General features: G+C 42.4%; 12 protein-coding genes. 3 read left to right on the top strand and 9 right to left on the bottom strand.

Annotated elements, in window-relative coordinates; genetic code table 11:
- The first annotated feature begins 105 nt into the window (after positions 1-105).
- Positions 106-552, top strand: coding sequence for a GNAT family N-acetyltransferase (locus L2729_RS14795; protein ID WP_248988954.1), 447 nt, complete (start codon positions 106-108; stop codon positions 550-552).
- Positions 553-562: 10 nt separating this feature from the next.
- Here the strand turns inward: L2729_RS14795 and L2729_RS14790 are convergent, their stop codons facing one another.
- Complete coding sequence (locus L2729_RS14790) at positions 563-928, bottom strand: response regulator (protein WP_248988953.1); 366 nt, start codon at positions 926-928, stop codon at positions 563-565.
- 354 nt (positions 929-1282) lie between these two features.
- On the opposite strand from L2729_RS14790, the gene L2729_RS14785 reads away from it, so the two are divergent.
- Positions 1283-1531 carry a chemotaxis protein gene (locus L2729_RS14785; RefSeq protein WP_248988952.1) on the top strand — a complete coding sequence of 83 codons (249 nt, stop codon included), beginning with the start codon at positions 1283-1285 and terminating at the stop codon, positions 1529-1531.
- Positions 1532-1569: 38 nt separating this feature from the next.
- Here L2729_RS14785 and L2729_RS14780 read toward each other — a convergent pair whose 3' ends face one another.
- From L2729_RS14780 to cmoA, 8 genes are read right to left on the bottom strand one after another with little or no spacing between them, the layout of a single operon-like run.
- Entirely contained in the window at positions 1570-2469 is a 900-nt protein-coding gene (locus tag L2729_RS14780) for a LysR family transcriptional regulator (protein WP_248988951.1), read from the bottom strand.
- A gap of 3 nt (positions 2470-2472) precedes the next feature.
- A complete protein-coding gene (locus tag L2729_RS14775) occupies positions 2473-3573 on the bottom strand; it encodes a DUF3541 domain-containing protein (protein ID WP_248988950.1) in 1101 nt (366 codons plus the stop codon).
- Positions 3518-5260, bottom strand: a complete 1743-nt coding sequence (locus tag L2729_RS14770) for a M3 family metallopeptidase (RefSeq protein WP_248988949.1) — start codon at positions 5258-5260, stop codon at positions 3518-3520. The genes L2729_RS14775 and L2729_RS14770 overlap by 56 nt, the downstream gene beginning before the upstream one ends.
- Positions 5229-6179 (bottom strand): alpha-L-glutamate ligase-like protein, encoded by a 951-nt coding sequence (locus tag L2729_RS14765; RefSeq protein ID WP_248988948.1) that lies wholly within the window; start codon positions 6177-6179, stop codon positions 5229-5231. The genes L2729_RS14770 and L2729_RS14765 overlap by 32 nt, the downstream gene beginning before the upstream one ends.
- A gap of 1 nt (position 6180) precedes the next feature.
- Positions 6181-7686, bottom strand: a complete 1506-nt coding sequence (locus L2729_RS14760; RefSeq protein ID WP_248988947.1) for a UUP1 family membrane protein — start codon at positions 7684-7686, stop codon at positions 6181-6183.
- A 14-nt stretch (positions 7687-7700) separates the two neighbouring features.
- Positions 7701-8453, bottom strand: coding sequence for an ATP-dependent zinc protease family protein (locus tag L2729_RS14755; protein WP_248988946.1), 753 nt, complete (start codon positions 8451-8453; stop codon positions 7701-7703).
- Between the two features lie 21 nt (positions 8454-8474).
- Entirely contained in the window at positions 8475-9467 is a 993-nt protein-coding gene (gene cmoB, locus L2729_RS14750) for a tRNA 5-methoxyuridine(34)/uridine 5-oxyacetic acid(34) synthase CmoB (protein ID WP_248988945.1), read from the bottom strand.
- Positions 9464-10195, bottom strand: a complete 732-nt coding sequence (gene cmoA, locus L2729_RS14745) for a carboxy-S-adenosyl-L-methionine synthase CmoA (protein WP_248988944.1) — start codon at positions 10193-10195, stop codon at positions 9464-9466. Before cmoA ends, cmoB begins: the two co-directional genes overlap by 4 nt.
- A gap of 151 nt (positions 10196-10346) precedes the next feature.
- Here cmoA and L2729_RS14740 point away from each other — a divergent pair, with 151 nt between their 5' ends.
- Positions 10347-13169 (top strand): transporter substrate-binding domain-containing protein, encoded by a 2823-nt coding sequence (locus tag L2729_RS14740; RefSeq protein ID WP_248988943.1) that lies wholly within the window; start codon positions 10347-10349, stop codon positions 13167-13169.
- Positions 13170-13192: the final 23 nt, after the last annotated feature.

Raw genomic sequence — 13192 nt, 5'->3', positions numbered from 1 at the left:
TAATGCTTGCTATAGGATGCCAGAATGAGACTGAATACTTGCGGTTATAACTATGTTTGACTGATGCCCTATCACTGGGGATTTTTCTAAGGAGATGATTCTGCAATGAACATAAAAGAAATTTCAATCGACGAGTTAGATGAACTGGTGATGCTTTTTAATCAGTATATGGTTTTCTATAAGCAAGCCTCTGCACCAGAGATGTATCGTGTTTATTTAGCCGAACGCTTAGCCAATAAAGAGGCGAGGGTGCTTATTGCTTACAGCGATGATATGCAACCTGTTGGCTTTGTGTTGAACTATCACTGTTTCTCATCGGTGTCTCTTGGGAAAATAACCATACTCAACGACCTATTTGTCGTACCTTCCCATCGTAAGCAGGGTATTGCTCGTGGTTTGATTGAACAAGTAATTATTTTTTCAAAAAATAACGGTTCAATTAGGATTGATTTGGGAACGGCAAAAGATAACTATTCCGCACAATCGCTTTATGAAAAAATGGACTTCGTAAAAGGCAGCGAATATTTTTCATACAGTTTGGCAATAAATTAATCCACTGACCTTATTTAAGATGTGTCTTTAATTTGTTGTATACATCATCAGGGTTAATAGGCTTAAAGATGTAGTCTTGGGCGCCTAATCTTAGGGCTAAATTTTCATCTGAACCTTCATTTAGACCGCTAATAATGATGACTGGGATTACGTTGGTTAAGTCATTGCTCTTTAGATCTTTGAGCACTTGGTAGCCATTTTTTTCCGGCATCATGATATCAAGAAAAATACAGTGGGGTTGTAAACTACTGGCGAGCTCAATGGCATGTATACCAGAATTGATTGTAATGACATGATAATCATCACCTAACACTGATAATAGTAGGCTTGAACAAATGGGGTCATCATCAACAACGAGTATTTTAGGTTTATCCATATAAACGGCTTCCTCTTCCAGGATTGATTGATTTTTTGATCATAACGTTATAACCGTATCATTTAAAAACAAGAGTGGCTATTTAAAGCCGAGAATAAAATACTACGCTATAAACCTTGTACTAAAGCTGAATAACATTATAGGTAACAGTCCTTTAAAATAGAAGTTTTAGTCGTTTACCCCCTCATTAAGTTCGCAGAGAAAGGCATTGTGGTTATGATGTAAAGTGTCATCTTTAGCTCAATAGTAAAAGTGCTTTGGCGTTGAATCTAAAAGCTTATTTTTGGATAAACGCTGTACATTATTAATACGTTACTTGATAATCCAAGCACTGACTAATAAGTGAGACACGTTATGCAAATACCTCCCAGTATTATTTCAGGGCACAATGGTTTTCAAAGCGCACAGTCTGATTTAACGCAAGCAACGGTTGATGTGGCAAGTTCAAGTCAATCGGTGTCTTCAACGACCACTGTCGACAGCAGTGATAGTCAAGCGGCGTTAATAAGTGCAGCGCAAGCCGTAAGTCACGCTCAAGCATCAGCCGAGGTTATTGAGGCCTCATCTGAGACCATAGGAACGTTGATTAATATTGAAGTGTAGAAATCACAAAAAACGCTCTTTCGAGCGTTTTTAAATTTTCAGATAGTATCGATTAAATGATGTTTTTTTATCAATGACTCGATTAACTCACTCGCGGTCCCTTGTTTATCTCTATTAGGGATAACCAAACTTAGCGTTGCTTTGCGTTTAGATGAACCTTTCAAGTGGAGCTTTTTCAGCTCTCCATTTTCAATGAGAGACTGCACCACATCCTCTGGCAACCAGCAAAATCCCATCCCCTTTTTTAAAATAACAATGGCTTCGTGAAAGTTGGTTACCGTCCAACGCTGCTCAGCTTTGAGCCAACCCAAGTCAGTATTGGGGATTAGCCCGGTGTCTTTGATAACAATTTGCAGATGCTGAGCAAGCGTTTCATCTTCTTCAATCACATCGTACTGAGCCAGTGGGTGCTGAGGATGACACACGAGATTAAAGTTAATATCAATTAAAGGCTCAGCCAAATGTCCCTTAGGGGGAGGGCCACCACAGATGGCAATATCCACAGCCTCATCGATAATAAGCTCGGACGTACCGGTTAATACCGTGTCGATGACAGTAATGCGTGTACCGCGACTAAGAGGATAGAATTGACTGAGTACATCAACAAGATCATCCATAGGATAGATAATTTCACGCGCTATCGTCAGTGTCGGCTCCCAACCCGTTTCTAAATTATTGGCCAGCAGCTCCAACTCATTCACCGATTGGGTAATGTGGCGCGACCGGCGTAGCAGTACTTCGCCACACTCAGTGAGGTACGCTTTACGGCCTTTAACTTCAAGCAGTTGAACGCCGAGTTGAAATTGCAGCTTAGCAACGGCGTGATTGAGTGAAGACTGACTCTTATTCAGTTTTTCCGCCGCTTGGGCATAGCCACCGTAGTCGACAACCGCTTGTATAATACGCCATTGCTCTAATGTAGATTTTGCTCTATCCATTTTTTAGCGTTCACTATTGGTTTGTTGTTTAGCCTGAACCTGCTTTGGCAAGTATTTTTTGGTTGCTTTTAGTTCAGACAAATAGGGGCCTTTGTGCAGTTTTTCAGGCCAATCAAGCAGCATCATTGCTAACACATTACGATGCTCACCCATCGCCAGATCTGGATTGCCACGAGGCGAAGTGATCATCTGCTCTTGTTGATTGAAAGCCTTGATAATATGCTGTTGAGTTTTGGCGACAACGGGGTTATTGGGCTGTCCTGCAAGTAGGAAGCTGATGCCAACTTCTGCAATAATATCATCGGTAGCGTCTTCAAGGATCCGGTCAATATTTTTCTCAAAATGATCTAAAATCCAAGCAAACTCTTTAGCATTTACGTTGTGTTGGTAATATTCACTGGCGGCAAAAATAAAATGGGTCATACCGTAGAGTTTATTCCGATATTGCTTTTTATCGAGCTGTTGATCTTGGTTATCAGGGTAGACACCAATAAACGCACTTTTATAGTCCGCTAAATAATCCCCAACACCAATCTGCTTTGCCCAGTAGACATAGTTAATGAGTTGAGCTGCCCACGTTTCTATCATGGCTTTGTCAGTGAGTCCGGTTTTTAGATCGGCTTTTTTCAAGGTAGTGATCAATTGTTCATGGCATGGGCCAGTGAGACCAAATTCATCAATGCGGCTTGAATAACGTAACAATACGTCGGTGTAGAAGATAAATTCTGGAAAGGGCTTTAAGGCTTTTTTACGCGCCTTAGCTCTGGGCCCTTTACCCAAAACTGAAATGGCTTTGGTTGCTTCGTTGCTGATGAAGTCTTTGTTATCAAGGTTACAAGCGTAGAAGGCTTGGGCTTCTGTTACCGCATATAGGTCAACCAATGCTGCATTGGCATATCGGCTGTCACCGGTCATTCTATATTGTCTAATGCCATAGTGGCCTTGAACACGCGGAGGTAGTTCAAATAGATGCGTTTCAAGATTAGCTTTAATTCCTTGATAGACTTCACTTTTAGCCGCTTCAGTAACCAAAGGGGCTGATGCGAAACTACTGGCGCAAAAAAGTGCAGCGGCTAGGGTACTTATTCGGAGTATCGAAGGCATATTGAATCCTTTTTATAAGTGGAACAGCGGTAATCGGCGATCCCAATAGCTCTTGAAGGATCACTTCAATACTGTCGGAAGGTTCATTCACCACCAAGGTGTCAAAAATAACGGCTTGATGTTGGCAACCCTTGGTCGATTGATAGATATAATTTGCGACGTTTTGTTGCCATAATTTTTGATAATAGAGAGGACCTTCGTAAACAATAGCACTAAAGGTAAAGGGCGCATCTTCTATTTTATCCCAGTATTTTCCGAAGCTTAGTGAAAACTGCTTATTATGGTCGAACAGCGGTGAGCTTGAGTCTGCTCGGTATAAGTCTAGTGCGACTTTAGATCGAAATAGTGAAAGTTGTTCTGAATAGAGTTGCAGTATGGCTTCTCGAGAACCTTGTTGAGGTGCTTTAAGCAGTTTATCTAATAACCAATACTCTATCCACAACGCATCAATATTATTGCTATCTGCCGTTTCGCCTAAGGTGTTGAGCAAATAAAATTGATGACCTTTACTCAGTTTTTTGATTGCCGTTGCAACGGCTTTAACGGCATGTCTTTGTTGTTGGTATCGCGTTAGTTTTACCGGTAATGACAGTTCAACTTGACCGAACTGTTGTCCAACCACAAGTTGTCGAATTGGCTTAATGGCTATCTTCTTATTTTCAGTTAAATAAATATCACCGAGAAGTCGCTGCTTATGCCATACACGAATCGATTTTTCATTTATCCACTCAAAACGTATGGCTAACACTGCAAGTTCTTTAGCCACCAACGTGAGCCATTTGCTCGAATCCATTGCGGTGACAGGAGAAGAAGGGGCAGACGCAAGCACCCGACCAAGGTCCCACGGTGCTATGTTGATATTCTTGGTTTGAGACAGCAGAAATTGCTCAACAATCTCTGAAGATGACAGCATTTGTTGATGTAACTTAAATTGGCTGTAATCAGCAAAACCTGACTGTCGCGCCTGCTGAGACCTTAAGTCTTTAATGGTGTCTAATGCGGTTTTATTTTTAGTTGATGCTCTCGATTGATAGGCTTGCCAAACACGCTTTCGACACAGCTCATCAGGCTGGCGGATCAAATAACTGGCTAGTGACCCGTTGAAGTCAGTACTCGTTTCATCGGCAGGGTTATGGGATAACTCACATGTTTTATCTTGCATATTCAAGCTTAATGCTTGCGAGCTCACTTCCTGCTTAAACGCTGCTTGTGCAGTGTGCAGTTGTGCTTTGTATCTCGGGGATTGACTGCTCTTTGATAACTGATTGATACGTTTTAGCAGAGCCGTTATTTGCTGACTATCGTTATTGGCCAAGCTAAATTGTAAAGTTTGAAACGGTGAGGAATCTAAAAAAAGTGCTAGTTCATCAGCGAGGTATAATTGGCATTGCAGTACCCGTTCTCTATCCGAATAAGAGAGAGGATATTGACGATAATACTTAATCCGATCGTTAATATTAAAAAAGCCAATAAGCTGTCTTTCAAGTTTTATGGCATTGGTATTACTGTCTAAGGCGGGGTCAATAGCATGAGTTGGAAAACGATAGCGCAGGCATTGCTCAACCAATAGTGGAATAGGTGACACGGCAGCACTGGCTGCCGTGTGGACCATACTTGTTAGCACAATAACCAAGCCAACAAGGTTTACTTTGAATTTAGCTCTTAGCACTAAAGTGTATCTTGGCATACGCCACACGTTCTTCAACCGACATGTTGTGGTTTGGCATCTGTTCAACATGACGCAAATTTGCCAAAATCCCACAGCCATTTGCAATTTGAATCGCAAGGCCTGGACGCGCATTTAGCTCTAGTAATAAAGGGCCTTTATACTTATCGAGCACCATATCGGTACCCAAATAGCCGAGCTCAGACATTTCATAGGCTTTAGAGGCGGTATGCAGCAGCATATCCCAGTGGGGCACCTGAATGTCAGTTAGCTTCTTTTGGGTATCTGGATGCAAGTCTATAGGTTTATCAAACTGGACGGCATGCAGCCCTTTGCCTGTTGCAATATCAACTCCAACACCCACAGCACCTTGGTGTAGATTCGCTTTACCGTCTGATGCTGCCGTCGATAGGCGTATCATCCCCATAATCGGGAAGCCTTTAAACACGATTAAACGGATATCTGGCACTCCTTCATAGGAGTAACCATCGAACACAGGATCAAACTGGATTAAGCCTTCAACAATCGCAACATCGGGATTACCGCCTAATGAGAACAGACCACTGAGCACATTTGATACATGACGATAAACTTCAGAAGGCGTAACCTCCTGACCGTTTGGCTTGTAATAGCGACCATTCTCGACTTTAGTGACCACTAGGATCCCTTTGCCGCCAGAGCCCTTTGATGGCTTAATGACAAAACCAACCGTGTCATTAACCATTGCCGGAATATCGTTAATTCCGTGTTGTTCGGAGACAGTACCAATAAGATCAGGTACGGCAATATTGTTAGCAAGGGCGAGTTGCTTTGTTGTTAGCTTGTCATCGACTCGTTTGTAGTACTTACGCGGGTTATAACGACCAATATAGTCGATATTACGTTTGTTCATACCCAAAACACCGCCACGCTTTAAAGCAGAGGGGTTAGCGAGAAACATATTATTCTCCAGCCAAAGGCTTAAAGCGTTTTAGCTCAAGCAAGCGATAACCCGTATATTGTCCCATCAATAACACGAGGGCCAAGATCACTAGGTGAATTCCAAGGAAGTTAAATACCCAATGTTGGACCCAAGTCGCGCTCATGGCTAAGTAAGCCAATGTTGCTACAAATAGGCTACCACCACCTTGTATAACCACTTCTTTAGCGCCTTCCTCTTCCCAGAGAATAGACATTCTTTCAATTGTCCATGCCAAGATAATCATTGGGAAGAATGTAATTGTGAGGCCTTCGCTTAAACCGAACTTATAAGATATTAAGGTAAAGAGCCCGATAATGCCGATAACCACAATAATCACGGCGGAGATCCGCGATATGAGCAACAGGTTCAATTCAGATAGGTATGAGCGGATCATCAAGCCAAATGCCACAATCAGCAAAAAACCAACCAGTCCTGTAATGAGTGTTGTTTGTATAAAGGCGAGGGCAATTAGCACCGGCATAAACGTACCAGAGGTTTTAATGCCGATCAGTACGCGTAAAAACACCACCATTAAGACACCGATTGGGATAAGCAATATACCTTTAAAAAGGCTTTGCTCCTCAAGCGGTAATTGATACAAAGAGAAATCAAGTGCATTGTCATTCTTCATTACATCAATTGCAGTCGCAAGTGCGGAACGGGTATCTTGTAGCATTGAGAAATTAACTTGCGAGTTAACACCACCAATGACATCGAGTACCGATGTTCCTGAACGATCCCAAAGCAATAGATTCTCTGGACGCCCTTGAGTTCCTTTGACTGGGTCGAATAAGTGCCATTCACCGTCGTTATACACTTCAACGAAAGTGGTCAATTGTTGTCTGCGACGCTGATCTTCAAGGAATAATCCGCTCACTTCTTGAGCCGGAATGCCTTTGTTGTGCAGCATTCTAATAAATAACTTATTCGGTGAATTTCCTGTCAGCAGTAGTTCAATATTTTGGCTGCGCTCATTAGCATTCAGCTCTTTGTTGAGCTGCTGTGCAAACGAAAGGTTAGTGGCACTTTTAGCCCAAACTTCTTCCGTTGCCTGTGTGGCTGCAGCGCTTTCAGTTGCTGGCCACATATATGGCGTTGGTGCTTCTGGTTCACCCTTTGCAAGCAGTTGCTCTTGACCTGTTGGGATCAAGGTCACTTTATAGTAGAGATCTTGTTGGCCAGTCGCGCTGCGAATAGACCATATTGCGCGGCGATCATACTTGTTATTCGTGATGGTTAAACCATAGCCGGGTGATGTTGCATTTTCGACTAATACTTCATAAGCAGGATCTTCAGGTAAAGAGAAAGAGACCTCAGAAGGTTCGCCGGTCCCTTGGAAGCTGACTTTTGCATCAATGGCCCAACTTTGAACTTGTTTGCCGGGGAAAAAGGGTACGCTGTGTTCAATGCCGCGATAGACACTCGCGGTGATGCCTGCAATAAAGAGCAAGGCAACTAAAATATAAAAAGGCTTTCTAGAATGCATTATTTGTATTCCTATTATTTAGAAGCAGACGATGCGCTATCGCCTTTTTTCTTTCCGTGGATATAAGTTTGGCCAACATCAACCACGGCAATATCTTGCATAAATTTGCGGCCAAGTAACAGTGGGAACTCTAAGTGACTTCTGTCGCTTAAGTTTAGATCTGTCTCTGCTTTATATTGACCAATTTCGAGGTGTGCATGAATAACAGGACGTCTGTCTGTCTTATCATCTGATTCTTTAATCCGCACGAAGCGTTCGACTTTAGATTCAAACGTTTGTGCAGGCTGTTTAGCGCCGTTAGTGAGCACATCAAATCGAACCCACTGGTTACCATCTCTCTCAAATAAAATAATATTATGAGCATCTAGTGAAGAGGATTCTGCACCAGTATCGATTCGAGTATTGAAGCTTGCTTTTATTTCATCGACATAGACATTTTCGACAGCACCCAGAATAAACTTGCCTTGGAGCGGTGATGGCGGACATTGCGCAGGCGCAACAACAGGGATGACAACGGCTTTATCTTTTTTATTCAGTGTGGTGATTTTTGCGTCTAATTGCGCTAACTGGGCAGACAAGGTTGTCATGCTTGCTGTTTGCATCTCTTTGCAAGAATCAATCGCATTCACAATATTAACTTCTTGTTGATTCAAACTGGCTTCAAGCACAGTTGCATCAACGGGCATAGGTGCGTTGACGTCTTTAGTTGATGCACAACCGCTTATTGCGGTGGCGATGGCGGCGATACAAATTATCTGCTTAAACATAGTGCTTCCCATTACTATTGGCTAGATTAAATCTTTATTTGGTTGGTTCTTGGTGGCAATAATTGTTGCTCTTTTTGGCGCAGGATAACCTTCAACGGTAAGGCTAACATCATTAGGGTCTAGATAATCGACTAATGACTCATTCGGCATCCAGCTTGTACTTCTTTGTTCTGCTAAGGAGGTCACATCAATATCAACACAGCGTATATTGATGAAATCGCTCTTTTTAAGCCAAAGCATGAGCGCTGCAACTGAAGGTAAGAACCACACGTTATTCATTTTTCCATAGCGGTCTTCTGGGACTAGAACAGTGTTCTCGTCGCCATCGATGACTAAGGTCTCTAGAATGAGTTCTCCACCCGTACGTAATTGATCTCTGAGTTGGATCAGGTGATCGATTGGCGAGCGGCGATGATAAAGTACACCCATCGAAAAAACGGTGTCGAATGCATCAAGGGGTGGCAGTTCTTCAATGCCTAACGGCAAAAAGTGAATAGGTTGGTCGTTACCTGCAATTCTTTTAACGGCTTCAAACTGACACATAAACAGTGGTGATGGGTCAATTCCTACCACATGTTTAGCACCATCACCCAGCATACGCCACATGTGATAACCACTGCCACAACCTACATCCAGCACAGTTCTGTTGGCTAAAGGTGAAATGTGCGGCGCTAAACGTTCCCATTTCCAATCTGAACGCCATTCTGTATCGATTTCTATACCATGGATAGAATATGGGCCTTTACGCCACGGTTTAAATATCGCTAACAGGTTTTCAAGTTTCTCTTGTTCGCCTGCTGATAACTGGCTACCAGAACCTACCGTCACACTAGTCTTAAAATCAATGCTATCGGGCGTAGGGTAATGCAATTTGTTGAGCACTTTTTCCCATTTAGGCAGCGAACCATGTTTATGTTCTCGCTGCCATTCACCTAGAATGGCGGGGAGGGTCTCTAGCCAGTGTTGTAGACTAGAGTCCGAAATTTGTTTGTAAAACGAGCTAAAACTTATCACTTAATTGCCACCATAGATGCAAAGTTAAAACATTGGAACCAGACACTAAACTGGTTAAAACCCTGTTCTCTTATCCGTATTTCATGTTGTTGAAGCGTATCTGGCTTCATGACATGTTCGAGTGAACTTCTTTTTTGGCTGATCTCTAACTCACTGTAACCATTTGCTCTTTTGAAATCGAGATGTAAATCATCTAAAGTTGATTGAATTTTGTCTTGCTCGAAGTAAATCTTCTCAGACAGGACTAAAAGCCCGCCAGGTAACAATCCATCATAGATTTTTTTGAGCAAGTTTTCTCTATGCTCTGGCGCAAGAAATTGCATGGTGAAATTGAGTATGACTAAAGAGGCATTTTCTATCTCAATATCGCGGATATCACCGCAGATTAACTTAACGGGGGTTTCGCTGACATAAGCTGAAAGGTTTTCTTTGCAGCGTTCAACCATGGATTCGCTGTTATCGACGGCGATTATCTGACAATTACGGCCCTCTACTCGACGTCTAATGCTTAACGTTGCCGCGCCCAAAGAGCAGCCTAAATCATACACTTTGCTGTTTGGCACAGCATATTTTTGTGCTAAATCTCCAATAGTATTAATGATTTGCCCGTATCCAGGTACAGATCTACGGATCATGTCATTAAACACACCTGCCACTTTATCATCGAATTGAAAATCGCTGACTTGTTGGTACGGTTTAGCATATAGGTCGTCTTGAGAAAGTTTCATGTGATCAAATAGTGGGGATTCAACTCCTCATTCTAGCTAAACATATCTGCAACCAGCAAGACTAGTACTGGAAATTCCTCATAAAATTTTGTCTAATAGCATTATCGATACAAATTATTTACAGATAGTTGACCTTTTATAGGGATTGTAATTGAAATATAACGCTTACGTGTTGCTGGCTGTTTTCTCCGTCTTTTTTACGACATCAGTATTTTCTGCAGCTAAAGATAGCGGGCAGCCATTAGTGATATCAATGAGCGATGATAGTTACCCGTTCCAATATGTCGATGAAAACGGCACCGCTAATGGTCTCTTAGTCGATTTTTGGCGGCAATGGGCGCGTCTTAATCAACAAGACGTTGTGTTTAGGCCCGTTAATTGGCAGCAATCTTTAGACAGTGTTGAACAATCACTTGCCGATATTCACATTGGGATGGCAAAGACGCCTGCGAGGCTAAAACTGTTTGATTTTGCTGAACCTATCTCAAAGGTAAATGGCTACCTTTATATCAATAAAGCTTTGACCAATATCAATACCTTAGAAAAGCTAATTCCTTATAAAATTGGTGTTGTTAAGGGGGCTGCCCACATTGACGCATTGCTCAAAAAGCAGCCGAAGCTGACGTTTGCTTATTACGCTAATCGTAAACAGTTACTGGATGCGGTGATTAACAATGACGTTTTTGTTTTTGCAGGTCTTGAAGGTTACCTGCGTGAGAGCAACATTAGTCAAAAAGTGATTATGTCATTTCCAGTTAATCGACGTATTGCGATTAGTGAATTTGCATTTTATCCGGCAGTTAAAAAAGGTAAAGCGTCATTGTTACGAACCGTAATGCAAGGATTCAGTTTAGTTGACCCTGTAGAGCGTAATAACATTGAACGTGATTGGTTGGGCATACAGCGCAGCCAGAACGAAGTTGTCGTGGCGATGCAGACAGGGGTTGAACCCTATGCGGATATTGGCCCCAACGGTTTACCACATGGTTTATTGGTTGATATTTGGAAATTATGGTCGGATAAAACGGGGTTGCCGATACGCTTTATTGCTGGAGACATGCAGCAAGGCATCGTGAATGTTCAACGCGGCATCGCGGACGTGCAGCTGGGTTACCCCGAAAGTGAGTCTATGAAGTCAGGACTCAATCGAGCCCATCTGATCTATCAAGTTAGCAGCAGACTGTTTTCCTATAAAACGTCTTTTAAGACAGTTGAAGAGCTAAAGGGCAAAGTATTTGCAGTCGCGCCGACATCGCCTTATCTTGCCGAATTAATTGAAGCCCTGCCGGATTCTGACTTTTACTATGTGGCCAATGTCCAGCAGATGATAGAGGCCGCAGAATCGGGCAGAGTGGACGGTTTTATTGCGGCAGCAGCATGGACACAACACTACTTATTGTTAAAGAATCGCTGGGAAGATTTTTACCAGTTTAAACCGATCCATTTTAAAACCGACCTTTACGTATTAAATCGAAACAATGATCGAGATTTTTCTGAGCGTATATCAAAAGGGTTTAACGCGATTAACTCTTCGGAGTTGGCTGCGATTGAGAGGAAGTGGATTTTAAATCCTGCTGATAGGATTTATTCCTCGACCAAAAAACTTGTCCAGCTGAACTCAAAACAACGCGCCATGATAAAAAGCATGGGTGAGATAAAAGTGGGTTTTGTTAATAATTGGGCTCCGATGGAATATAAAAGCGACAATGGTGATTACGCAGGGATTAATAGCGAGGTATTTAAGATTATTTCGCAGGAGCTTGGTTTGAAGCTCAACTATGTCGAATTCAGTAATTGGCAGACATTGCTAGATGCGCTATTACGCGGTGATATCGATATGTCGGGTAGTATGGTGCCTACGGCGCAGCGTCAAGATAAGTTAGTATTTTCCAACTCTTACTGGCCAGCACCATGGGGACTGGTGAGCTCGTTAGATAGCGTTAATATATTTAGCTTAACGGAGCTCAAAGGCTTGCGACTTGCGGTTGTTGAGGGCTACCATATTGTTGCTGATTTAATGCAAGAGTACCCCACATTAGAGTTGGTATTGGTGCCTAATAGTCGCGCTGGCCTAAATGCTGTAGATGAGGGCTTAGCGGATGTCTTTATCGATAAAGTGATGAATCTAAGTGCGGGCCTGAAAGAAGGGCAATTTTCTGAACTAAAAATGTCGATGTTGGTTGATTTTTCTGAGCAACGTAGCCACATAGGGATCAATAAGCGGCAACAGCTTTTGTTACCTTTTATTAATAGTGTCATTGGCAACATTGATCGTGCTCAGCAGCAAAAGATCCATCAAAAATGGGTATCGCAAACGATAGAGTTTGGTCGTGAAGATTTTGAAAATAGATTGCGGTTAAGTATTATTGTTTTTAGTGCGCTTGCGGTATTGGTTATTGTGGCCTTGTTGGCAAATAGGCGCTTGCGCCGAGAGGTGGCGTTAAGAATTGCGGCTGAGAATAAGATGGCGCTGTTTGCTAAACATGACAGCTTAACCAAACTCCCTAATCGCTCAATGATAGAGGAACGATTGGAGCAGGCAATATTGGCCCATAGTCGCGAAATGTCACAGTTTGCCGTTATTTTTGTTGATCTTGACGGTTTTAAAGCCATTAATGATGAATATGGTCATCATGTAGGTGACGACTATCTTATTGCGATTAGCCAAGCATTGAGCAACGCTGTTAGACGTGCCGATACGGTCGGCAGATTAGGTGGCGATGAATTCATTATCATACTTCATAAAGTGGATTCGATATCCGCAGCAAATGATGTAGCAGAACTTTTGCTGCAGCGCTTGTCGAGCCCCTTTGTGATTGATGAACTTTCACTATCGGCATCTGCCAGTATGGGGATTGCGTTATACCCTGCGGATGGTGACAGTGTTGATACATTATTAAAGACGGCGGATAGGCATATGTATCGTGCTAAGAATGCCGGCGGAAAATCATCCAGAAATTCGCAACAGCAGTAACATTCGGTTAAATCTATTCATTT

Source organism: Shewanella gelidimarina, from assembly GCF_023283945.1.
In the GTDB taxonomy this organism is placed as follows: domain Bacteria; phylum Pseudomonadota; class Gammaproteobacteria; order Enterobacterales; family Shewanellaceae; genus Shewanella; species Shewanella gelidimarina.
The sequence above is the reverse complement of the archived record's forward strand: the minus strand, read 5'-3'. Positions and strand labels throughout refer to the sequence as shown.

Bases quoted from the DNA above. Each gene is read 5' to 3' on its own strand.
- L2729_RS14795 (WP_248988954.1), top strand. From the start codon at position 106: ATGAACATAAAAGAAATTTCAATCGACGAGTTAGATGAACTGGTGATG.
- L2729_RS14790 (WP_248988953.1), bottom strand. From the start codon at position 928: ATGGATAAACCTAAAATACTCGTTGTTGATGATGACCCCATTTGTTCA.
- L2729_RS14785 (WP_248988952.1), top strand. From the start codon at position 1,283: ATGCAAATACCTCCCAGTATTATTTCAGGGCACAATGGTTTTCAAAGC.
- L2729_RS14780 (WP_248988951.1), bottom strand. From the start codon at position 2,469: ATGGATAGAGCAAAATCTACATTAGAGCAATGGCGTATTATACAAGCG.
- L2729_RS14775 (WP_248988950.1), bottom strand. From the start codon at position 3,573: ATGCCTTCGATACTCCGAATAAGTACCCTAGCCGCTGCACTTTTTTGC.
- L2729_RS14770 (WP_248988949.1), bottom strand. From the start codon at position 5,260: ATGCCAAGATACACTTTAGTGCTAAGAGCTAAATTCAAAGTAAACCTT.
- L2729_RS14765 (WP_248988948.1), bottom strand. From the start codon at position 6,179: ATGTTTCTCGCTAACCCCTCTGCTTTAAAGCGTGGCGGTGTTTTGGGT.
- L2729_RS14760 (WP_248988947.1), bottom strand. From the start codon at position 7,686: ATGCATTCTAGAAAGCCTTTTTATATTTTAGTTGCCTTGCTCTTTATT.
- L2729_RS14755 (WP_248988946.1), bottom strand. From the start codon at position 8,453: ATGTTTAAGCAGATAATTTGTATCGCCGCCATCGCCACCGCAATAAGC.
- cmoA (WP_248988944.1), bottom strand. From the start codon at position 10,195: ATGAAACTTTCTCAAGACGACCTATATGCTAAACCGTACCAACAAGTC.